The 20,767-nt window shown below is 74.3% G+C and carries 19 protein-coding genes and 1 tRNA gene; 11 read left to right on the top strand and 9 right to left on the bottom strand.

Annotated elements, in window-relative coordinates:
• Nucleotides 1-133 precede the first annotated feature (133 nt).
• Complete coding sequence (locus tag GA0070214_RS12250) at nt 134-1,030, top strand: Gfo/Idh/MocA family protein (RefSeq protein WP_091262246.1); 897 nt, start codon at nt 134-136, stop codon at nt 1,028-1,030.
• 367 nt (nt 1,031-1,397) lie between these two features.
• Entirely contained in the window at nt 1,398-2,219 is an 822-nt protein-coding gene (erm, locus tag GA0070214_RS12245) for an ErmE/ErmH/ErmO/ErmR family 23S rRNA (adenine(2058)-N(6))-methyltransferase (RefSeq protein ID WP_091262244.1), read from the top strand.
• A gap of 6 nt (nt 2,220-2,225) precedes the next feature.
• On the opposite strand, the gene GA0070214_RS12240 is transcribed toward erm, so the two are convergent.
• Nucleotides 2,226-2,417: a DUF2795 domain-containing protein gene (locus GA0070214_RS12240; protein ID WP_091262242.1), complete on the bottom strand. Its 192-nt coding sequence runs from the start codon at nt 2,415-2,417 to the stop codon at nt 2,226-2,228.
• Nucleotides 2,418-2,507: 90 nt separating this feature from the next.
• On the opposite strand from GA0070214_RS12240, the gene GA0070214_RS12235 reads away from it, so the two are divergent.
• Nucleotides 2,508-3,764 (top strand): erythromycin esterase family protein, encoded by a 1,257-nt coding sequence (locus GA0070214_RS12235; protein WP_091262240.1) that lies wholly within the window; start codon nt 2,508-2,510, stop codon nt 3,762-3,764.
• 21 nt (nt 3,765-3,785) lie between these two features.
• On the opposite strand, the gene GA0070214_RS12230 is transcribed toward GA0070214_RS12235, so the two are convergent.
• The 3 genes from GA0070214_RS12230 to GA0070214_RS12220 form a co-directional block, all read right to left on the bottom strand.
• Nucleotides 3,786-5,966, bottom strand: a complete 2,181-nt coding sequence (locus tag GA0070214_RS12230; protein ID WP_091262238.1) for an MMPL family transporter — start codon at nt 5,964-5,966, stop codon at nt 3,786-3,788.
• A gap of 31 nt (nt 5,967-5,997) precedes the next feature.
• Nucleotides 5,998-6,543 (bottom strand): TetR/AcrR family transcriptional regulator, encoded by a 546-nt coding sequence (locus GA0070214_RS12225; protein WP_091263071.1) that lies wholly within the window; start codon nt 6,541-6,543, stop codon nt 5,998-6,000.
• A gap of 80 nt (nt 6,544-6,623) precedes the next feature.
• Complete coding sequence (locus tag GA0070214_RS12220; protein WP_091262236.1) at nt 6,624-7,019, bottom strand: winged helix-turn-helix transcriptional regulator; 396 nt, start codon at nt 7,017-7,019, stop codon at nt 6,624-6,626.
• Nucleotides 7,020-7,101: 82 nt separating this feature from the next.
• Between GA0070214_RS12220 and GA0070214_RS12215 the strand changes: the two genes are divergently transcribed.
• Nucleotides 7,102-8,547, top strand: a complete 1,446-nt coding sequence (locus tag GA0070214_RS12215) for an MFS transporter (protein WP_091262234.1) — start codon at nt 7,102-7,104, stop codon at nt 8,545-8,547.
• A gap of 143 nt (nt 8,548-8,690) precedes the next feature.
• On the opposite strand, the gene pdxR is transcribed toward GA0070214_RS12215, so the two are convergent.
• On the bottom strand, nt 8,691-10,097 hold the full coding sequence (gene pdxR / locus GA0070214_RS12210; protein ID WP_091262232.1) for a MocR-like pyridoxine biosynthesis transcription factor PdxR: 1,407 nt from the start codon (nt 10,095-10,097) through the stop codon (nt 8,691-8,693).
• Nucleotides 10,098-10,144: 47 nt separating this feature from the next.
• Here pdxR and GA0070214_RS12205 point away from each other — a divergent pair, with 47 nt between their 5' ends.
• From GA0070214_RS12205 to GA0070214_RS12195, 3 genes are read left to right on the top strand one after another with little or no spacing between them, the layout of a single operon-like run.
• A complete protein-coding gene (locus tag GA0070214_RS12205; RefSeq protein WP_091262231.1) occupies nt 10,145-10,933 on the top strand; it encodes an isocitrate lyase/PEP mutase family protein in 789 nt (262 codons plus the stop codon).
• The gene (locus GA0070214_RS12200; RefSeq protein WP_091262228.1) at nt 10,930-11,409 is read left to right on the top strand and encodes a cupin domain-containing protein; all 480 of its coding nucleotides are present in this window, start codon (nt 10,930-10,932) and stop codon (nt 11,407-11,409) included. Before GA0070214_RS12205 ends, GA0070214_RS12200 begins: the two co-directional genes overlap by 4 nt.
• 58 nt (nt 11,410-11,467) lie before the next feature.
• A complete protein-coding gene (locus GA0070214_RS12195; protein ID WP_091262226.1) occupies nt 11,468-12,427 on the top strand; it encodes a DNA polymerase domain-containing protein in 960 nt (319 codons plus the stop codon).
• 44 nt (nt 12,428-12,471) lie between these two features.
• Here the strand turns inward: GA0070214_RS12195 and GA0070214_RS12190 are convergent.
• From GA0070214_RS12190 to GA0070214_RS12175, 4 genes are all read right to left on the bottom strand, one after another.
• Nucleotides 12,472-12,543: transfer RNA gene (locus GA0070214_RS12190), tRNA-Arg, on the bottom strand.
• A gap of 181 nt (nt 12,544-12,724) precedes the next feature.
• Nucleotides 12,725-13,420: a winged helix-turn-helix domain-containing protein gene (locus GA0070214_RS12185; protein WP_091263069.1), complete on the bottom strand. Its 696-nt coding sequence runs from the start codon at nt 13,418-13,420 to the stop codon at nt 12,725-12,727.
• 178 nt (nt 13,421-13,598) lie between these two features.
• On the bottom strand, nt 13,599-14,267 hold the full coding sequence (locus GA0070214_RS12180) for a DUF305 domain-containing protein (RefSeq protein ID WP_091262224.1): 669 nt from the start codon (nt 14,265-14,267) through the stop codon (nt 13,599-13,601).
• 10 nt (nt 14,268-14,277) lie between these two features.
• On the bottom strand, nt 14,278-15,099 hold the full coding sequence (locus tag GA0070214_RS12175; protein ID WP_091262222.1) for a DUF3105 domain-containing protein: 822 nt from the start codon (nt 15,097-15,099) through the stop codon (nt 14,278-14,280).
• A 99-nt stretch (nt 15,100-15,198) separates the two neighbouring features.
• Here GA0070214_RS12175 and argS point away from each other — a divergent pair, with 99 nt between their 5' ends.
• The 4 genes from argS to thrC all read left to right on the top strand — a co-directional run bounded on the left by argS (nt 15,199) and on the right by thrC (nt 20,717).
• A complete protein-coding gene (gene argS, locus GA0070214_RS12165) occupies nt 15,199-16,863 on the top strand; it encodes an arginine--tRNA ligase (RefSeq protein WP_091262220.1) in 1,665 nt (554 codons plus the stop codon).
• Nucleotides 16,863-18,248, top strand: a complete 1,386-nt coding sequence (gene lysA / locus GA0070214_RS12160) for a diaminopimelate decarboxylase (RefSeq protein WP_091262218.1) — start codon at nt 16,863-16,865, stop codon at nt 18,246-18,248. The genes argS and lysA overlap by 1 nt, the downstream gene beginning before the upstream one ends.
• Entirely contained in the window at nt 18,245-19,555 is a 1,311-nt protein-coding gene (locus tag GA0070214_RS12155) for a homoserine dehydrogenase (protein ID WP_091262217.1), read from the top strand. Before lysA ends, GA0070214_RS12155 begins: the two co-directional genes overlap by 4 nt.
• Nucleotides 19,556-19,667: 112 nt before the next feature.
• Entirely contained in the window at nt 19,668-20,717 is a 1,050-nt protein-coding gene (gene thrC, locus GA0070214_RS12150) for a threonine synthase (RefSeq protein WP_091262215.1), read from the top strand.
• Nucleotides 20,718-20,767: the final 50 nt, after the last annotated feature.

Genomic DNA, 20,767 nt, shown 5'->3' with positions numbered 1-20,767 from the left:
CTAACCCGCGTAGTAGCCACCGTCGCCCGGCTCACCGGCGGGGTCGCGGCGCGCCGGCCGCGCCGGACGACTAGCGTGGATCACGGCCACCGGCGTACGCCGGTGGCGCAGGAACGACAGCAGGGGGTCCGCGGTGCGGTTCGGCTTGTTCGGCACGGGTCACTGGGCGGCGGAGACGCACGCCGCGGCCATCGACGCGCACCCGCGGGCCGAGCTGGTGGGGGTCTGGGGGCGCGACCCGGTGAAGGCCGGCGTGCTGGCCACCCGGCACGGCGTACCGGTCTTCGAGGACGTGGACGCGCTGCTCGGCGCGTGCGACGCGATCGCCGTGGCGCTGCCGCCGGACGTGCAGGCCGAGATCGCCGTCCGGGCCGCCACCGCCGGGCGGCACCTGCTGCTGGACAAGCCGCTCGCGCTGAGCCTCGCCGACGCCGACCGGGTGGTCGACGCCGCGCAGGCGTCCGGGGTGGCCTCGGTCGTCTTCTTCACCCAGCGGTTCCACCCGAACGTCACCGGCTTCCTCGCCGCGACGGCGGCGGCCGGCGGCTGGCAGCACGCCCGGGGGACGATGTTCGCCTCGATCTTCCAGCCGGGGAACCCGTACGGGAGCTCGCAGTGGCGGCGGGACCGGGGCGCGCTCTGGGACATCGGCCCGCACGCGCTGTCGCTGATCCTGCCGGTGCTCGGCCGGGTCAACCGGGTCACCGCCACGGACGGCCCGAGCGGTCTCGTGCACCTGCTGCTCACCCACGACGGCGGCGCCACCAGCTCGCTCTCGCTCACCCTCGACGCGCCGGCCGAGGCGGTCACCCGGGACTTCGTCTTCTTCGGCGAGAACGGCATCGAGACCGTCCCGCCGGGCGACGGCAGCGTCCTCCAGGCGTTCGGCACGGCCATCGACCAGCTGCTGGAGGAGGTCGAGGCGGGCACCCGTGACCACCGCTGCGACGTCCGGTTCGGGCGCGAGGTGGTGGCGGTGCTCGAGGCCGCCGAGACCGCCCGCAGCCAGCGGTGCAGCGTCGACCTCTGAGGAATTCCGTCGCGCGCCGGCCGGGCCGCCGCTAGCCTGGCCGGCATGTTCACGCACGCCCTGATCGACGTGGCCGTCGCGCCGGCCGCGTGGGGGCTCCTCCTGGTCGCCCGCCCGCGGGTCCGGCGCCCGGCCCTGGCCGGCCGGGACGCCCACCGCGCCTGACCTGACCGTCCGCACCGCCGGCCCCTGACCGGGCCGGCCGCCGCCGGCTGCCCGGTGCGCCGCCGCCCGCCCCGATCCGGGGTGTGCCGTCGCGTCCCCGCCGAACCTCCAGGGTCGTCCGAGTCCCGATCCGCTCGGACAGGCCCGCCTTCGCGCCGCCTGTCCGTTCCCGTCGCCGTCCGGCGACAGACAGGACGATCTCGTGGCGCCCCGCCGACCCACCGCGCGCGACCGGTTCCGTCGCGTACTGTCCCAGAACTTCCTCGCCGACCCGGCCGCCGTCGCGCGGCTGGTCCGGGCGGCCCGCCCCGGCCCGGACGACCTGCTGCTGGAGGTGGGCGCCGGGCGCGGTCAACTGACCCGGCCGCTGGCCGTCCGGTGCGGCCGGCTGCTCGCCTACGAGGTGGACCCCGCCGTGCTGCCGGAGCTGACCGCCGCCTGCGCGGACCTGCCGCACGTCGAGGTCCGGGCGGCCGACTTCCTGACCGCCGTCGCGCCCCGTGAGCCGTTCGCGGTGGTCGGCAACATCCCCTGGTCGCTGACCGCCGCCGTGGTCCGCTGGTGCCTCGCGGCGCCCGGCCTGCGGTCGGCCACCCTGCTCACCCAGCTCGACTACGCCCGCAAGCGCACCGGCGACCACGGGCGCTGGAGCCGGCTGACCGTGCTCACCTGGCCCGAGCACCACTGGCGGCTGGCCGGCCGGGTGCCCCGGGGCGCGTTCCGGCCGGTGCCCGCCGCCGACGGAGGGATCCTCCGGCTGGACCGCCGTCCCGAGCCGCTGCTGCCTCCGGCGGCGCTGCCCGCGTACCGGCGGATGGTGGAGCTGGGCTTCGGCGGGGTCGGCGGCTCGCTGGCCGCCTCGCTGCGCACCGGCCACCCGCGCCGGCGGGTCGACGGGGCGCTGCGGGCGGCCCGGCTCGCCCCGGACACCCCGGTCGGGCTGGTCTGGCCCGAGCAGTGGCTCGTGCTGTTCCGGCTGCTGCACGCCGTGGATCCCGGGCGGGCCGTGGACTCCGGGCGGTGACCGGGCTCAGACCAGGGTGTTGAGGGCCTCGCCCAGCTCGGCGGGGGTGTCGAACTCCTCCGCCGGCAACGCCTTGAGCATCTGCAGCATCTCGGTGCTGGCGCCGTTCTCCTGGCCCCAGCGGATGAGGTCCGCACGGGAGACCGGGTAGTCGAGCCCGGCCAGGAACTCCTGCAACTGCACCCCGGTGACGGTCATGCCGGCGGGCTACCCGCTGCGCCGGGCACCATGCCCGCCGGCATGGCCGCACCGGCGGTTTGCCCGGACGGGTCCCGGGTAGCCGCTCGCATGCTGGTACAGCGGCTCGGCGCGCCGAGCGACTTCGACCCGCTGCTGGAACGCGTCCGGGACGCGCGGATCGTCATGATCGGCGAGGCGACGCACGGCAGCTACGACTACTACCGGCTGCGCGAGCAACTGACCCGGCGGCTCATCGCCGAACAGGGCTTCGACTTCGTCGCGGTGGAGGGGGACTGGCCGGACTGCGACCGGGTGAACTGCTCGGTGGTGGGCGCGCCGGGCGGGCTGGCCGATCCGCAGACCGCGCTGGAACGCTTCGAGCGCTGGCCGACCTGGATGTGGGCCAACGCCGAGGTGGCCCGGTTCTGCCGCTGGCTGCGGGCGTGGAACCTGGAACGCCCCGAGGGGGAGCGGGCCGGCTTCCACGGGCTGGACGTCTACAGCCTCTGGGAGTCGATGCAGGCCATCTTCGACTACCTGGGCGAGGAGGACCCCGCCTCGCTGGAGGCGGCGCAGGAGGCGTACCGGTGCTTCGAGCCGTACGGCAAGCGGGTCGAGGACTACGGGACGGCCAGCCGGTTCGTCTCGGCCCGGTGCGAGGAGGAGGTGGTCCGGCTGCTGGCGCGTACCCGGGAACAGGCCGCCACCGACGGCGCGGACCGCTTCGCGGCCTGGCAGAACGCGGAGGTCGTGGCCGGCGCGGAGCGCTACTACCGGGCCATGGTGGGCGGCGGCCCGGAGTCCTGGAACATCCGCGACATCCACATGGCCGACACCCTGGACCGGCTGCTCGACCGCTACGGCCCGCAGGCGCGCGGGATCGTCTGGGCGCACAACACCCATGTCGGCGACGCCCGCGCCACCGACATGGCCGCGGACGGGCTCGTGAACATCGGCCAGCTCGGGCGGGAACGGCACGGCCGGGACGCGGTGGCGCTGGTCGGCTTCGGCAGCTACCGGGGCACGGTCGTCGCGGCGCCGCGCTGGGGCTCGCCGTCCGAGGCGATGATCGTGCCGCCGGCCCGGGACGGGTCGGTGGAGCGGCGGCTGCACGAGCTGATGCCGGAGCGGGCGGTGCTGGTCTTCGGCGGGGAGGACCAGCCGGAGTGGGTGACCGCGGCGACCGACCACCGGGCCATCGGCGTGGTCTACGACCCGAGCTTCGAGGCCTGGGGCAACTACGTGCCGACGAAGCTGGGCGAGCGCTACGACGCGTTCATCTGGTGCGACGAGGCGACCGCGCTGCACCCGCTGCCGGCGCCGGCCGCCCCCGGCGAGATGGAGACCTACCCGGCCGGCGTCTGACACCGGCCGGGCAGGTCCGCGTCACAGCCGCGCGGGCTCGCGTTCGGCGAGGTGGGCGCGCAGGCCCTCGCCCTCGACGTCCACGTTGGGCAGCACCCTGCCGAGCCAGCGCGGCAGCCACCAGGCGGCGTTGTTCAGCAGCGACATCACGGCCGGGACGATGGTCATCCGGACCACGAACGCGTCGATGGCGACACCGATCGCGAGCGCGAAACCCATCGACTTGATGACCGGGTCCTCCAGGAAGACGAAGCCACCGAACACCGAGATCATGATGAGTGCGGCGGCGGTGACCACCCGGGCGCCGTGCCCCATGCCGTTGATGGTGGCCTGCCGTGCCGTGTCGCCGTGCACGAAGTCCTCGCGCATCCGGGAGACCAGGAAGACCTCGTAGTCCATGGCCAGGCCGAACAGGATGCCGATGAGCAGGATCGGCAGGAAGCTGACCAGCGGGCCCGGGGTGTCCAGCCCGACCAGGCCGGCCAGGTGACCCTCCTGGAAGACCGCGACCGTGATGCCGAAGGTGGCCGCCACGGTGAGCAGGAAGCCCAGCGCCGCCTTGACCGGCACCAGGATCGACCGGAACACCAGCATGAGCAGCAGCACCGACAGGCCCACCACGAGCAGCAGGTAGACCGGGAGCGCGTCGGAGAGCTTCTCCGACACGTCGATGCCGATGGCGGTGACACCGGTCAGCAGCACGTCGGCGTTCTGGATGCCGCCGACCTGCGCGCGGATGTCGTGCACCAGCGTCTCGGTGGCCGCGTCGGTCGGCCCGGTCTTCGGGATCACCCCGAGCAGCGCGGTACGGCCGGTCTGGTCGACCTGCGGCGGGGCCACCGCCAGCACCCCGTCGGTCTTCTGGATCAGCGCGGTGACCTGCGGCAGGGCGGCCTGGGTGGCCTGCGGCGAGTCGGCGGTGACGACCACCGCGAGCCGGCCCGTGAAGCCCTCACCGAAGCCCTCCCGGATCAGGTCGTTGCTGACCCGGGCCGGGCTGCCCTCGGCGGCGGTGGCGGCGTCCGGCAGGGCCAGCCGCATGTCCTGCGCCGGGATCGCGAGCAGGCCGAGGCCGAGCAGGCCGACCAGGATGACCGGGATGCGCAGCCGGGTCACCCAGTGCGCCCAGCGGAACCCGAACCCGGACCGGTCCTCCGAGCCGGTGGCCGGGGAGGCCACGGCGTCCCGCCCGCGCAGCTTGCGGGGGAGCACCTTGCGCCCGGCGAAGCCGAGCAGCGCCGGGGCCAGCGTGATGGCCACCAGCACGGCCACGGTGACGGTGCCGGCGGCGGCCAGGCCCATCACGGTGAGGAACGGGATGCCCACCACGGCCAGGCCGGCGAGCGCGACCACCACGGTGGCGCCGGCGAAGACCACGGCGGAGCCGGCCGTGCCGACCGCCCGGCCGACCGCCTCCTCGGGGGAGAGGCCGTCGAGCAGGTTCTGCCGGTGCCGGGAGGTGATGAACAGCGAGTAGTCGATGCCGACCGCGAGGCCGAGCATCAGGGCCAGGATCGGCGCCGTGCTGGTGAGCTCGACCGCGCCGCTGAGCGCGTACAGGCCGGCCATGCCGACGCCGACGCCGATCAGCGCGTTCAGCATGGTCATGCCGGCCGCGACCAGCGAGCCGAAGGTGACGATCAGGACGATCGCCGCGACCAGCACGCCGAGCGCTTCGGTGGAGCCGACCTCCGGCTCGGCGTTGAGCACCTCGCCGCCGGGGGCGATCTGCCAGCCCTGGGCCTCGGCCTGCGCGCCGACCTTCTCGTACGCGTCGCGCTGGGCGTCGGTCACGTCGTCGGCCCGGCCCTGGAACTGCACCTGGATCAGCGCGTACCGGCCGTCCGGGGTGAGCGCCTGCGCCTGGTAGGGGTCGACCGCGCCGACCACCCCGGGCAGCGTGGCCGCCTCCTGGGTGACCTGCTTGACGATCGCCTGCCCCTCGGGCGTGGTGAGCTGGCCGGCCTGGGGCGCCTTGACCGCGATGGTGCCGGTCGCGCCGCTGGCCGCCGGGAACCGGTCGGCGAGCAGGTCGAGGGCCTTCTGCGACTCGGTGCCCGGCATGGTGAAGTTGCTCGCCGTCGGGCCCTTCAGGGTGGCCGCGGCGAGGCCGAGGCCGACGAGTACGACGAGCCACACGACGGCGACGAGCCGCCGGCGGCGCAACGATGCCCGGCCGAGCCGGTACAGCAGGGTCGCCATGGGTTTCCTTGTCCTCGGGTCGGAACGGGGATCAGGTGACGGGTTCGAGGGCCCGCCGGACCACGGCCAGCAGGGCGGGCCGCAGTTCCTCGTCGGGGATGTCGATGAACTCGGCGCACGTCTCGGCGATGCCGGCGAGCACCACGAGCGCGGCGATCCGCGCGGAGGGCCGGTCGGAGTTGCCGGCGAACGCGGCGATGAGCCGCTCCGAGATCTGCTGGACGTGCGCGAACGCGGGCTGCTGGAGCAGGTCCGGGAACTCGCCCCGGAGCAGCGCGATCTGCCGCCGGAAGCGCACCGCCAGGTCGACGAAGCCCTCGCCGGCGATCTCCTGCGCCGTCGCGCCGGTGGTGCCCGCGAGGCGGGCGTCGAGCGCCTCCAGCACCGCGATGGCGGGGGCCATCAGCTCACTAAGCAGGGCTTCCTTGTTGGCGAAGTGGTAGAGCACGGTCGCCTTGGAGCAGCCCACCGCACGGGCGATGTCCTGGAGCGAGGTGCCCTTGTAGCCGGTGACGGCGAAGCGCCGCGCCGCTGCCGCGAGGATCTCGCCGTGGGTCTCCGGTACCGCTCGTGCCATGCTCTCCAGCATGCCTGACCGATCGGTCAGCGCCTGACCGATCGGTCAGACGGATTGGGTGGCCTTCGCCACAGCGGCGCTCAGCCGACCGGTGCCCCGTGCTCCCGGTCGTACGCCGCCCGCGCCGCGCTGATCCCCTCGCGGTGCCGTTCCGCCCAGCGGGTGAGCGCCACCAGCGACTCGTAGAGCTCGCGGGCCATCGGGGTGGCCGTGTACTCGACCCGGGGCGGCACGGTGGGGTGGACGTGCCGGTGCAGCAGCCCGTCCCGCTCCAGGTTGCGCAGGGTCAGCGTGAGCATCCGGCGGCTGATCCCCTCGACCTGGCGCTCCAGCTCGGTGAAGCGGATCGGGCCCTGGGAGGCGGCGATGAGGATGCCGATGCTCCACTTGCCGCCGACCCGGTCCAGCGCCTCCCGCACGGTGCAGGCCCGCGCCTGGTCGGCCTGGATGGACACACACCTGTTCCCCTGGGACATCAAAGTGCCTCCTTCCGCTCCGCCTCATGGTCACAGACGATGGCCTCAGTAACAAACCGTGCACCAAGGAGGCGCTTCCACAATGACGGGGACCAACCGCTGGCCCGCGCTGCTCGTGCTCTGCGCCGGCAGCCTGATGATCATCCTGGACGGCAGCATCGTCGCCGTGGCGCTGCCGGCCGTCCAGGCCGACCTCGGCTTCCCGGCCGCCGGGCTGGCCTGGGTGGTGAACGCGTACCTGGTGGCCTTCGGCGGGCTGCTGCTCCTGGCCGGGCGGCTCGGCGACCTGCTCGGCCGGCGCCAGGTCTTCCTGGTCGGGGTCGCCCTGTTCACCCTCGCCTCGCTGCTCTGCGCGGTCGCCGCCGGGCCGGGCACCCTGGTCGCCGCCCGGTTCGCCCAGGGCGTCGGCGGAGCGCTCACCACCGCGGTCAGCCTCGGCATGATCGTCCGGATCTTCCCCGAGCCGGCCGAGCGGGCCCGCGCCATCGCCGTGTTCAGCTTCACCGGCGCGGCCGGTGCCTCGCTCGGGCTGCTGGTCGGGGGAGTCCTCACCGACCTGGCCGGCTGGCGGTCGATCTTCCTGATCAACCTGCCGATCGGCGTGGCCATCGTGGCCGGCGCCCTACGCCTGATCGCGCCGGACCGGGGCACCGGGCTGCGGGCCGGGCTGGACCTGCTCGGCGCCGTGCTCGCCACCGCCGGGCTGATGGCCGCGGTGCTGGCGATCGTGGGCGCCGGCGAGCACGGCTGGACCGCGCCGCGCACCCTCGGCGCGGGTGCCCTCGCCGCGGCGCTGCTCGCCGGCTTCGCCGCGCGGCAGCGGCGCGCCGCCACCCCGCTGCTGCCGCCCCGGGTGCTGCGCGCGCCCGGCCTGGTCGCCGCCAACGTCACCCAGTTCCTCATGGTGGCCGCCTACTTCGGCTTCCAGTTCCTGCTCGCCCTGCACCTGCAACTCGTCCTCGGGCTGGACCCGGCCGCCACCGGCTTCGCCTTCCTGCCCACCCCGCTGGCGATCGCGGCCGTCTCGCTGGGGCTGGCCGGGCGGCTGGTGGCCCGGTTCGGCGCCCGGACCGTGCTGGCCGGCGGCCTGGCGCTCGCCGTGATCGGGTTCCTGCTGCTGGCCCGCCTCCCGGTGGACGCCCGCTACGCGGCCGACGTGCTCCCGGCGCTGCTGGTCTTCGGCGTCGCGGGCGGCCTCACCCTGCCGGCGGTCACCACCCTGGCCATGGCCGGGGCGGAGCCCGCCGACGCCGGGCTCGCCTCCGGGCTGGCCAACACCACCCAGCAGGTCGGCGGGGCGCTCGGGCTGGCCGTGCTGGCCACCCTGGCGGCGAGCCGGACGGACGCCCTGCGCGCCGCCGGCACCGACCCCGTGGCCGCCCTCGGCCTCGGTTACCGGTACGCGTTCGCGGTCGCCGCGGGCCTGGTGGCCGCCGCCCTGCTGGTCGCCCTCCTCACCGCCCGCACCGCCCGCCACCCCGCCGCGCTGCCCACTCCCGCGGTCCCGGACACGCGCCCGGCCCGCTGACCCGTCGGGGCGTCGTCGCGTGATGCGATCCTGGCGAGTTCCCGTTGGCAACGAACGGGAACTCGCCAAGATCCGTGCGGCGCGGAGCCAGCTCCACGTCATCGACGCGGTGGGCATGTCGCCTTCCGCGTCGCCGCGCCCGGTCAGGCGCCCAGGTCGCGCAGCACCCCGCCGAGCAGGTCAACGGCGCCGGGGTACGCGTGCGCGGGCGGGCCGGCGTAGCCGACCACCAGGCCGGGCGGGCCGCTCTCCGGGTCGTGCCGGTGCATGCGCAGCCCGCCGACGGCGAGCCCGCGGGCGGCGGCCGCGGCCAGCACCGCCGCCTCGCCGGGGCCGTCCGGTCGGAGGTGGACGGTGGCGTGCAGGCCGGCCGCCACCCCGTCCAGCGCCGACCGGCGGCCCAGCCGCTCCAGAAGCAGGTCCCGTCGTTCGCGGTAGCGGCGCCGGACGGTGCGTACCTGCCGGTCGTAGCCGTGGTCGTCGATCAGCTCGGCGAGGGCGAGCTGCCCGATCGTCTCGCTGTGCAGGTCGAGGTGGCGCTTGGCCTCCACCACCGGCTCCACGAGCCGCGCCGGCAGCACCAGCCAGGCCAGGCGCAGCGCCGGACCCAGCGTCTTCGCCGCCGTGCCCACGTAGGCGACCTGCTCCGGCGCGGTGCCCTGCACCGCGCCGACCGGCTGCCGGTCGTAGCGGAACTCGCCGTCGTAGTCGTCCTCGATCACCAGGCCGCCGCTGGACCGGGCCCACTCCGCGAGTGCGTGGCGGCGCGCGGGGTGCAGGGTCACCCCGGTGGGGAACTGGTGTGCCGGGGTCACCACGGCGGCGCCCACCGGGGCCAGCGGCCCGGTGCCGAGCAGGTCGGTGCGGGCGCCGAGCCCGTCCACCGGAAGCGGCAGCACGGTGCCGCCGTGCCGGCGGACCACCGCCCGGTGGAAGGGCAGCCCGGGGTCCTCCATGGCCAGCGCCGGCGTGCCGGCGTCCCGGAGCACGCCGGTGAGCAGCACCAGGGCCTGGACGTAGCCGGTCGTGACCACGATCCGCTCCGGGTCGGCCAGCACGCCCCGGGCCCGCCCCAGGTAGCCGGCGAGCGCCCGGCGCAGCTCCGGCCGGCCACGCGGGTCGCCGTAGCCGTACGCCTCGACGGGGGCCACGGCCAGCGCCCGGCGGGTGGCCCGCAGCCAGGCGGCGACCGGGAAGAGCCCGACGTCGGGGCTGCCGGGGCGCAGGTCGTACCGGAAGGCCGGGGGTCCGGGCGGCGGCGCGGCCGGCGGCGGGGCGGCCCGGCGCAGCGCGCTCACCTGGGTGCCCGCGCCGATCCGGGCGACCAGCCAGCCCTCGGCGACCAGCTGGTCGTAGGCGGCGCTCACGGTGCCCCGGGACAGGCCCAGCTCGGCGGCGAGGGTGCGGGTGGCCGGCAGCCGGGTGGCGGGCGGGAGCCGGCCGTCGCGGATGGCGTCCCGCAGCGCCCGCTCCAGCCCGGCCCGCCGGCCACCGGTGGTGTCCAGCTCCAGGTGCAGGTCGACGCCGAGATCGGCCCAGTCCGTCGGCACGGAATTGGAGCTTACGGGTGGGCCGCAGGCCCGGCGAGACTGGCGGTATGACCGAGCTGATCCGGCGGGCTGCCGCGCTGCGCGCGCTGCACCGCCCCGGGGACCCGCTGACGCTGCCCAACGCCTGGGACCCGGGGTCCGCGCGGGCCGTGGTCGCGGCAGGCTTCCCGGCCGTCGCCACCAGCAGCGCCGCGGTCGCCGAGGCGCTCGGCCACACCGACGGCGAGGCCACGCCGGTGGGCGAGCTGTTCGCCGCGGTCGCCCGGATCGCCGCCGCCGTGCCGGTCCCGGTCACCGCCGACCTGGAACGGGGGTACGGGCTGCGCCCGGCCGAGCTGGTCGAGCGGCTGCTGGCGGCCGGCGCGGTGGGCTGCAACATCGAGGACTCCGACCCGCGTACCCACGAGTTGTCCGACGTGGCGGAGCAGGCCGAGCTGCTGGCCGGGATCCGGGCCGCCGCCGCGGCGGCCGGCGTGGATCTGGTGCTCAACGCCCGGGTCGACGTGCACCTGCGAGCGTACGGGCCGGCGGAGGGGCGGCTCATCGAGGCGGTCCGTCGGGCCCGTCGCTACCTGGCGGCGGGAGCGGACTGCGTCTACCCGATCCTGCTGGCCGGCCCGGAGGAGATCCGCGCCCTCGTGGCCGAGGTGGGCGCTCCGGTCAACGTCCTGGCCCGGCACGGTGCCCCGGCCCCGGCCGAGCTGGCCGCCCTCGGTGTGGCCCGGATCAGCTATGGCTCCGGCCTGTACGCGGCCGCCCGCGCCCGTATGGTCGGGATGCTCGCCGCGATCCGGGCGGGCGACGAGGTGTTTCCCAGCGGAGAGGAGGCCCCGTGACCTACCCACCGCCGCGCTACGCCGGGGACCCGGGCGAGCAGTCGGCCACCTACCGCCCGGCGGATCATCCCCCGGAGCTGGTCTACCCCTCCGGCGGTACGGCGCACTACCTCGCCACCGGCGCATCGACCAACGGGCAGTTCGGCCTCTACCGCTGGGAGATGGGGCCGCAGCCGAGCGGCCCGTCGCCGCATTTCCACCGGTCCATCTCGGAGTCCTTCTTCATCCTGTCCGGTTCCGTACGCATCTACGACGGCCGGCGCTGGATCGACACCGTGCCCGGGGACTTCGTGCACGTCCCCGAGGGTGGTGTCCACGCGTTCCGCAACGAGTCCGGCGAGCCGGCCTCGATGTTGCTGCACTTCGCCCCGGGCGCGCCGCGCGAGGGCTACTTCGAGGGCCTGCTGGACCTGGCCGACCGGAGCGAGGAGGAGAAGGCGGAGTTCTTCCTGCGGCACGACACGTTCTGGGTCTGACCCCGCCGGGACCCGTGTCGGGGTTGCCGACCCGCTCCCGGCCCGGGAAGGTGGGCGGATGGGTGCCGCTGACGAGACCCGGGCCGGGGTGTCGCTGACCAATCTGGACCAGCCGCTGTTCGACGGGGCCGGGGCCACCAAACGCGACTTGGTCGACTACCTGGACGCCGTCCACGAGCGGATCCTGCCCGGCCTGCGGGACCGGCCGCTGTCGGTGGTCCGGGTGCGGCCCGGCCAGGACCCGTTCATGCAGAAGAACCTGCCGAAGTACACGCCGGACTGGGTGCGCCGCACCTCGGTCTGGGCGGAGGCCTCGCACCGCAGCATCTCCTACGCGCTCTGCGACGACCGGCGCACCCTGCTCTGGTTCGCCAACCAGCGGGCCGTCGAATACCACCCGACGCTGGGCCACGCCGGCCACCCCGAACACCCCACCCACCTGGTGCTCGACCTGGACCCGCCACTGGGCGACTCGTTCACCGTGGCGGTCCGCACCGCGCTGCTGGTCCGGCAGGCGCTCACCGACGCCGGGCTGGCCGGGGCGGTGAAGACCAGCGGGGCGAAGGGGCTGCACGTGATCGTGCCGGTGGACCCGGCGACGACCGCCGAGGAGGCCGCCGCGGCGACCCGCGCCCTCGCTGCCCGCGCCGAGCGGCTCGATCCGGCACTGGCCACCACGGCCTTCATCGTCGAGGACCGGGGCGGCCGGGTCTTCGTCGACTCCACCCGGTCGTACGGGGCGACCGTGGTGGCCGCGTACAGCCCGCGGATCCGGCCGGGCACGCCGGTGTCGTACCCGGTCGGCTGGGCCGACGTCGAGTCGGCGACCCCGGCCGACTTCACCGTGAAGACGGTGCCGGGGCTGCTCGGCGACCGGGACCCGTGGGCCGAGGCGCTGCCCGCGCCGCAGCGGCTGCCGGAGGAACTGGTGGCCGAGGGCCGGACCATCCCGGTGGCCCGGGTGCAGGCCATGCACGAGGGCAAGCGCCGCGCGAAGGCCCGCCGCGAGGCCGGCTGAGCAGCGAAAAAGCCCGGGCCAGCGGCCCGGGCTTTTCGTGTCTGTGCCCCCGGCAGGATTCGAACCTGCGCCCCCGCCTCCGGAGGGCGGTGCTCTATCCCCTGAGCTACGGGGGCTCAGCGACCCGAGAAGACTAGCAAACGCCCACCCGGATCACCCAATCGGCATCCCACGCCGGCGTTTCTGCCGATCATGAGGTTGGCGGCGCAAGCGGAGATCCACATCGCCGCCAACCTCATGATCACCGGGCCGGGCGGGCGGGTGGCCCAGGCCGGGGCCGGGGCCGGGGTCGGGGGGTCAGGCGGCGGCGACGGGGCGACCGCAGCTCGGCAGCGGGTGGAGGACGATGCGGCGGGGCAGGCGGCGCGGCCACTCGTTGCGCGGCCAGGACCCGTCGACGATCAGGTGGACCGTGCGCTCCTCGGCGCCGCTGAGCCGCAGCACGAACTCGCGGGGGAGCGGCGGGTCGACCGTGGGCGTCGTGATCATGAAACGTACCCGGCCGCGCGATGAGACCGCGGAGATCACGTCCGCCGCCGGCATGGTGCCCCGCAGGCGTACGCGGCCGATCCAGTAGACCTCGGCGGCGTGCTCCTGGGCGGACCGGGTGATCGACGGGTACTCGCTGCGTACCCAGCGCTCGACCGCGCCCACGCAGAGCCCGCAGGCCCGCTCGCGGGGCTCCCGCGGACCCAACCCCCAGGCCCGCAGGTACGCCCCGACCGTGCCGGCGTCCATGGTCAACTCGAACTGGCGCTCGATGAGGGTGGTCAGGCTCTGTCGCGTCCAGAGCTCCTCGTCCAGGCCGAACTCGTCGGGGTGGACGCCCCGTAGCACGTCGATCAGTTCGAGTTCCTGTTCGCGGCTGAGCGTTCCCGGCTCGCCCTGCCGCAGTCCGCGACGGACGGCTGCCACCGCCCCGTCACCGCCGATAGTGTGCCGCCGGCACCAACTGGTGACCGACCGCCCTGCGTCTCTGAGTGCAACCCCCACGTCCTGCGCAACGAGCCCGAATCGCAACTGGTCACGATATGTGTGGAGAAAAGTCTCCAAGCAGTGCAATGGGTTGTTCAACCCAAAACGTTATAAAGCGGCGAAACGGGCGCGGCCCGGCCCGGGGTACGCGAAGGGCCCGCGTCGCGCACGACGCGGGCCCGCGGACGAGCGGTTGCTAGACCGTGCCGCCCAGGCGCTTGAGTGCCGCCGTGAGGTTGGCCAGATCCTTCTGCTGGGTGTTCTTCATGACCTGGGCGACGGCCAGCACGTCGTCGTCGTGCCCCTGGTCGAGGATCCCGTCGATCATGTGCACCCCGCCGACGTGGTGCCGGATCATCATCTGCAGAAAGAGCACGTCGAACTCGCGCCCGCTCGCGGCGCGCAGCTTCGCCATCTCCTCCGGCGTGGCCATGCCCGGCATCAGCCCGTTCTTCACCGCCGCGCCGTCGGACATCCAGGCCATCGGCGGCTGGTCGCCGGTCGGGTCCAGCTTCCAGGAGCGCAGCCAGGTCTGCATGGTGCCGATCTCACCCTGCTGCCCGGTGGCGATGTCGCTGCCGATCTGGCGGACCTCCGGGTCCTGGCCCTGCCGGAACGCCAGCAGCCCCATGGCCACGGCCTGGGAGTGGTGGCTGGTCATGTCCCGGGCGAAGCCGGCCTCGGCCGAGTTGTCACCCGGACGGGTGAGCGTCGGGGTGAGCAGGCCGCCCGCGTACCCGAGGAGGAGGCCGACCACGACGGCGACGGCCAGCGCCAGGACGCCGAAACGCCGCGCCGACCCCCGGTCACCGGCGTCGGTGACCGGGGCCTCGTCGAGGTCGGTGTCCGTGGTCGCGGCGGTCATCGCGGCGTCCTCACTGGGTCGGCTGCTCGGGCATGTTGTTGCCGAGGTTGTCCCGCGGAGTGGTGCCGGTGGCGGTGACGCCCTGGTCGCACAGCGCGGTCGGACCCTCGACGGAGGCGTTCACGCGCAGCGTCTTGATGAACTCGTCGATCCGGCCGTCGTCGGCGTTGTCGACCTTGAGCTGGAAGCCCCAGGCCTGGAGCGAGATCGGCTTGTCCAGCCCCTCGAACGGGCTGAGCATCAGCTTCTCCTTGCCCTCGACCTTGGCCTTGAGCTTGGCCACCTGGTCGGCGGGCAGGTCGGGGCGGTAGGTGATCCAGACCGTGCCGTGCTCCAGGCTGTGCACCGCGTGCTCGTTGGCGATCGGGGCGTCGTAGACGTCGCCCATGCAGTTCTGCCAGGCCTGGTTGTGCGGGCCGCCCACCGGGGGAAGCACGTCGTACTTGATCGAGCCCGCCTGGTGGTTGCCGCCCTTGACCAGGTCCTTGTCCTTCTTGCGGAAGTCGACGATGCCGTTGATCGCGTCGGCCCGCTTCTGCCAGGGCTGCGAGCCCTGGTAGACCGCCCACGCGCCCACGCCGATGATGCCGACGGCCAGCACGCCGACCGCGACGAACAGGGCGATCGGACCCCACGCGCGACCCTGGCTCACCTTCACCGGGGTGACCGGCTTGCGGCCCTTGCCGCCGGTCCGCGGCGGGGTGCCCTTGCCGGCCCCGGCCTTGCCGCCGGCGGGCTTGTCGGCAGCCGCGGGCCGGCCGGCGGCCGGCTTCTTGCCGGTGCTGACCACGGTCGGACGGCGCTCCGGGCCGCCCGGGGTGCTGATGCTCATCGTGCCTCGTCAGGTCGGTCGGTCAGGGGAGCCGCGGGGCCGGTTCACATGCTGGGTCGCCGCCGCGGGGACCGAGTCTACCCCCGATAACATGGTTCGGTGACTCCCGCAGAACTCGCCGAGGTCGTCCTCTCCGCAGCCCACGCCGTCTTCGAAGACCGGGGCCTGGATCGCTCCGCGCTGCCCGCGCAGACCACCGTCGAGCGACCCCGCAACCCCGAGCACGGCGACTACGCCTCGACGCTGGCGCTGCAGCTCAGCAAGAAGGTCGGCGTGCCCCCGCGGGAGCTGGCCACCGCCCTGGCCGACCAGCTCGGCAAGGCGGCCGGGGTCAAGTCGGTGGAGATCGCCGGCCCGGGCTTCCTCAACATCCGGCTCGACGCGGCCGCCGCCGGTCAGCTCGCCAAGGTCATCGTCGAGGCCGGCCCGGCGTACGGCCGCAGCGACGCCCTCGCCGGCCAGCGGATCAACCTGGAGTTCGTCTCGGCGAACCCGACCGGCCCGGTGCACATCGGCGGCGTCCGCTGGGCGGCCGTCGGCGACGCGCTCAGCCGGCTGCTCCGGGCCACCGGCGCCGACGTGGGCACCGAGTACTACTTCAACGACGCCGGGTCCCAGATCGACCGGTTCGCCCGCTCGCTGCTCGCCGCCGCCCAGGGCCAGCCGGCCCCCGAGGACGGCTACGGCGGCGCGTACATCGCGGAGATCGCGGCCGAGGTGGTGAAGCGCCGGCCCGAGGTGCTCGACCTCGACGAGGCCGCCGCCCAGGAAATCTTCCGGGTCGAGGGCGTCCAGCTGATGTTCGCCGAGATCAAGTCGTCGCTGCGCGACTTCGGCGTGGAGTTCGACACCTACTTCAACGAGAAGGACCTGCACGACCGGGGCGAGCTGGACAAGGCGCTCGACCGGCTGCGTGAGCAGGGCCACCTCTACGAGTCCGAGGGCGCCACCTGGCTGCGCACCACCGATTTCGGCGACGACAAGGACCGGGTGCTGCGCAAGTCCAACGGCGAGTGGACCTACTTCGCCGCCGACTGCGCCTACTACCTGGACAAGCGTGAGCGCGGCTTCGAGCGCGTGGTGATCATGCTGGGCGCCGACCACCACGGCTACATCGGCCGGATGAAGGCCATGGCCGCGTGCTTCGGCGACGACCCGGACCGCAACCTGGAGATCCTCATCGGCCAGCTGGTCAACCTCCTCCGCGACGGCGCTCCGGTGCGGATGAGCAAGCGGGCCGGCACCGTGGTCACCCTGGAGGACCTGGTCGACGCGATCGGTGTGGACGCCTCCCGCTACGCGCTGGCCCGCTACTCCAGCGACTCGCCGATCGACATCGACGTGGAGCTGTGGACCCGGGCCACCCGCGACAACCCGGTCTACTACGTGCAGTACGTGGCCGCCCGCACCGCCAGCGTCGGCCGCAACGCCGCCGAGGTGGGGCTGACCCGGGGCGAGGCCGCCGGCTTCCACGCCGAGCTGCTCTCCCACGAGAAGGAGAACGAGCTGCTCAAGGCGCTCGCCGAGTTCCCCGCCGTGGTCTCCTCGGCGGCCGAGCTGCGCGGCCCTCACCTGGTCGCCCGCTACCTGGAGCGGCTGGCCGGCGCCTACCACCGGTTCTACGACAACTGCCGGATCCTGCCGCGCGGCGACGAGGAGGTCACCGACCTGCACCGGGCCCGGCTCTGGCTCAACGACGCCACCCGGGTGGTCATCGCCAACGGCCTGCGCCTGCTGGGCGTCTCGGCTCCGGAGCGGATGTAATGCGGGCGCACGAGGCCGGTGCCCTGCACGGCGACATCGGCAACCGGGGGCCGGCCTGGCTGCGTACCCCGGTCGACGTCAACGACCTGGTCCCGCAGCTGTGGCCGCGCAACGTGGTGCGCGGCCCGGGCGGCGCGCTGGCGGTCGCGGGCCTGGACGTCCGCGACCTGGCCGCCGAGTTCGGCACCCCGGTGTACGTGCTGGACGAGGACGACCTGCGCGGCCGCGCCCGCGAGTTCCGCGACGCCTTCCCCGATGCCGACGTCTACTACGCCGGCAAGGCGTTCCTCTGCCGGGCGGTGGTCCGGATGATCGCCGAGGAGGGCCTGTTCCTCGACGTCTGCAGCGGGGGTGAGCTGGCCACCGCGCTGTCGGCCGGCATGGATCCCGCGCGGATCGGCTTCCACGGCAACAACAAGTCGGTGGCCGAGCTGACCCGGGCCGTGGACGCCGGGGTGGGCCGGATCATCGTCGACTCGTTCGCCGAGATCGACCGGCTCACCGCGCTGGCCCGCGAGCGCGGCGTGCGCCCGAGGGTGCTGGTCCGGGTGACCGTCGGCGTCGAGGCGCACACCCACGAGTTCATCGCCACCGCGCACGAGGACCAGAAGTTCGGCTTCTCCCTGGCGGGCGGCGCGGCCGCGGCGGCCGCCTTCAAGATCCTCGACGAGGACGTGCTGGAGCTGCGCGGCCTGCACTCGCACATCGGATCGCAGATCTTCGACGCCAGCGGCTTCGAGGTCTCCGCCCGCCGGGTGCTCGCCCTCCAGGCGCAGATCCGCGACGCGCGCGGGGTGGAGCTGCCCGAGCTGGACCTGGGCGGTGGCTTCGGCATCGCGTACACCACGCAGGACGACCCGGCCGCGCCGCACGAGCTGGCCAAGCGGCTGCGCAAGATCGTCGACGGGGAGTGCGCGGCGGAGAAGCTGGCCGTGCCGCACCTGTCCATCGAGCCGGGCCGGGCCATCGTCGGTCCCGCCGTGTTCACCCTCTACGAGGTGGGCACGGTCAAGGACGTCGACGGCATCCGCACCTACGTGAGCGTGGACGGGGGGATGAGCGACAACATCCGCACGGCGCTCTACGACGCCTCCTACTCGGCGACCGTGGCCAACCGGGCCTCGGCCGCGGAGCCGATGCTCGCCCGCGTGGTGGGAAAGCACTGTGAGTCCGGGGACATCGTGGTGAAGGATGAATTCCTGCCCGCCGACGTGCAGCCCGGAGATCTTGTCGCGGTGCCCGGCACCGGGGCCTACTGCCGGAGCATGGCCAGCAACTACAACCATGTCCCGCGGCCCCCGGTCGTCGCCGTCCGCGACGGTCGGGCGCGGCTGATCGTCCGCCGGGAGACCGAAGACGACCTGCTCGCATTGGATGTCGGATGACCTCACCCGTTCGCTTGGCGCTGCTCGGCTGCGGCACGGTCGGCAGCGACGTGGTGCGGCTGCTGCACGAGCAGTCGGCCGACCTCGCCGCCCGGATCGGCGCCCCGCTGGAGATCGCCGGCATCGCCGTGCGCCGGCTCGGCCGCGACCGCGGCGACCTGCCGGTCGACCCCGCCCTGTTCACCACCGACCCGCTCGGCCTGGTCAAGCGGGACGACGTGGACGTCGTGGTCGAGGTGGTCGGCGGGATCGAGCCGGCCCGCACCTGGCTGGTCGAGGCGCTGCGCGCCGGCAAGAGCGTGGTCACCGCCAACAAGGCGCTGCTCGCCGAGGACGGCGCCACGCTGCACGACGCGGCCGCCGAGGGCGGCGCGGACCTCTACTACGAGGCCAGCGTCGCCGGCGCCATCCCGCTGCTGCGCCCGCTGCGCGAGTCGCTGCACGGCGACCGGATCAACCGGGTCACCGGCATCGTCAACGGCACCACCAACTTCATCCTCTCCGCCATGGACGTCACCGGCGCGGGCTTCGCCGAGGCACTGGAGGAGGCCACCGAACTGGGGTACGCCGAGGCCGACCCGACGGCCGACGTGGAGGGCTTCGACGCGGCCGCCAAGGCCGCCATCCTCGCCTCGCTGGCGTTCCACACCCGGGTCACCGCCGCCGACGTGCACCGCGAGGGCATCACCGAGGTGACCGCCGCCGACGTGGCCAGCGCCAAGGCCATGGGCTGCACCATCAAGCTGCTCTGCATCGCGGCGCGGGGCGCCGACGCGGCCGGGCGCGAGACGGTCAGCGTCCGGGTGCACCCGGCCATGATCCCGCTGACCCACCCGCTGGCCGGCGTCGGCGACGCGTTCAACGCGGTCTTCGTCGAGGCCGAGGCGGCCGGGCAGCTCATGTTCTACGGCCGGGGCGCGGGCGGCGCGCCGACCGCCAGCGCGGTCCTCGGCGACGTGGTGGCGGTGGCCCGCAACCGCCTCGCCGGGGTGCACGCGGCCAGCGAGTCGGCGTACGCGGACCTGCCGGTGCGGCCGATGGGCGAGGCGCTCACCCGCTACCACGTCAGCCTGGACGTGGCCGACCGGCCGGGTGTGCTGGAGGCGGTGGCCGGGGTCTTCGCCCGGCACGAGGTCTCCATCGCCACCGTGCGGCAGGGCCCGGGTGGCGGCGGCTCCGACGCCGAGCTGGTCATCGTGACCCACGTGGCGCCGGACGCCGCGCTCGCGGCCACCGTCCGCGAGCTGCGCGGCCTGGACATCGTCCGCTCGGTGACGAGCGTGCTGCGGGTCGAGGGCGGGGCGTAGCCGACCGTCCCGCCTGATGGTTATCCGGAGGTGTGCCGGCGAGCGGTCGGGAAGGCTGGTCCACGCTGGTAGGGGCCCCACGGACCGGGGCGGCAGAGGCGAGGAGCGCGACATGTGGCGGGGTCTGATCGAGGCGTACCGGGATCGGCTGCCGGTCACCGACGCCACTCCCGTCGTCACCCTGCACGAGGGGAACACGCCGCTGCTGCCGGCACCGGTGCTCTCCACCCGGGTCGGCGCCGACGTGTGGCTCAAGGTCGAGGGAGCGAACCCGACCGGCTCGTTCAAGGACCGGGGCATGACGCTCGCCGTCTCCAAGGCCGTCGAGGCCGGTGACAAGGCGATCATCTGCGCCTCCACGGGCAACACGAGCGCCTCCGCCGCCGCGTACGCGGCCCGGGCCGGGATCACCTGCGCGGTCCTGGTGCCGCAGGGCAAGATCGCGCTGGGCAAGCTCGCCCAGGCGCTCGTGCACGGCGCCAGGCTGCTCCAGGTGCAGGGCAACTTCGACGACTGCCTGTCGCTGGCCGGCAAGCTCGCCCAGGACTACCCGGTCGCGCTGGTCAACTCCGTCAACATCGACCGGCTGCACGGGCAGAAGACCGCCGCGTTCGAGATCGTCGAGGCGCTCGGCGACGCGCCCGACATCCACTGCCTGCCGGTGGGCAACGCCGGCAACATCTCCGCCTACTGGATGGGCTACTCGGAGGACCTGCGCGACGGCAACGCCACGAGGGCCCCGAAGATGTACGGCTTCCAGGCGGCCGGTGCGGCGCCCATCGTCACCGGTCAGGTGGTCCCGGAGCCGTCCACCATCGCCACCGCCATCCGGATCGGCAACCCGGCGAGCTGGACCAAGGCGATCGACGCCCGCGACGCCTCCGGCGGGTCGATCTCGGCGGTCACCGACCGGGAGATCCTCTCGGCGTACCGGCTGCTGGCCCGCGAGGTCGGGGTCTTCGTCGAGCTGGGCAGCGCGGCGAGCGTGGCCGGGCTGCTCCAGCAGGCCGCCGCCGGTCGGGTGCCGCCGGGCGCCACCGTGGTGTGCACGGTGACCGGCCACGGCCTCAAGGACCCGGAGTGGGCCATCTCCACGGCCCCCGCCCCGCTCACCATCGCCAACGACGCCCTCGCCGCCGCCCGCTCGCTCGACCTGATCTGACGCGCCCTCGCGGGGCCGGAGCGCGCTCCGTCACGCGGGCCGGGGTCCGT

The sequence above is a fragment of the Micromonospora chaiyaphumensis genome (assembly GCF_900091435.1).
Lineage (GTDB): Bacteria > Actinomycetota > Actinomycetes > Mycobacteriales > Micromonosporaceae > Micromonospora > Micromonospora chaiyaphumensis.
This window is presented reverse-complemented; position numbering and strand designations above follow the sequence as displayed.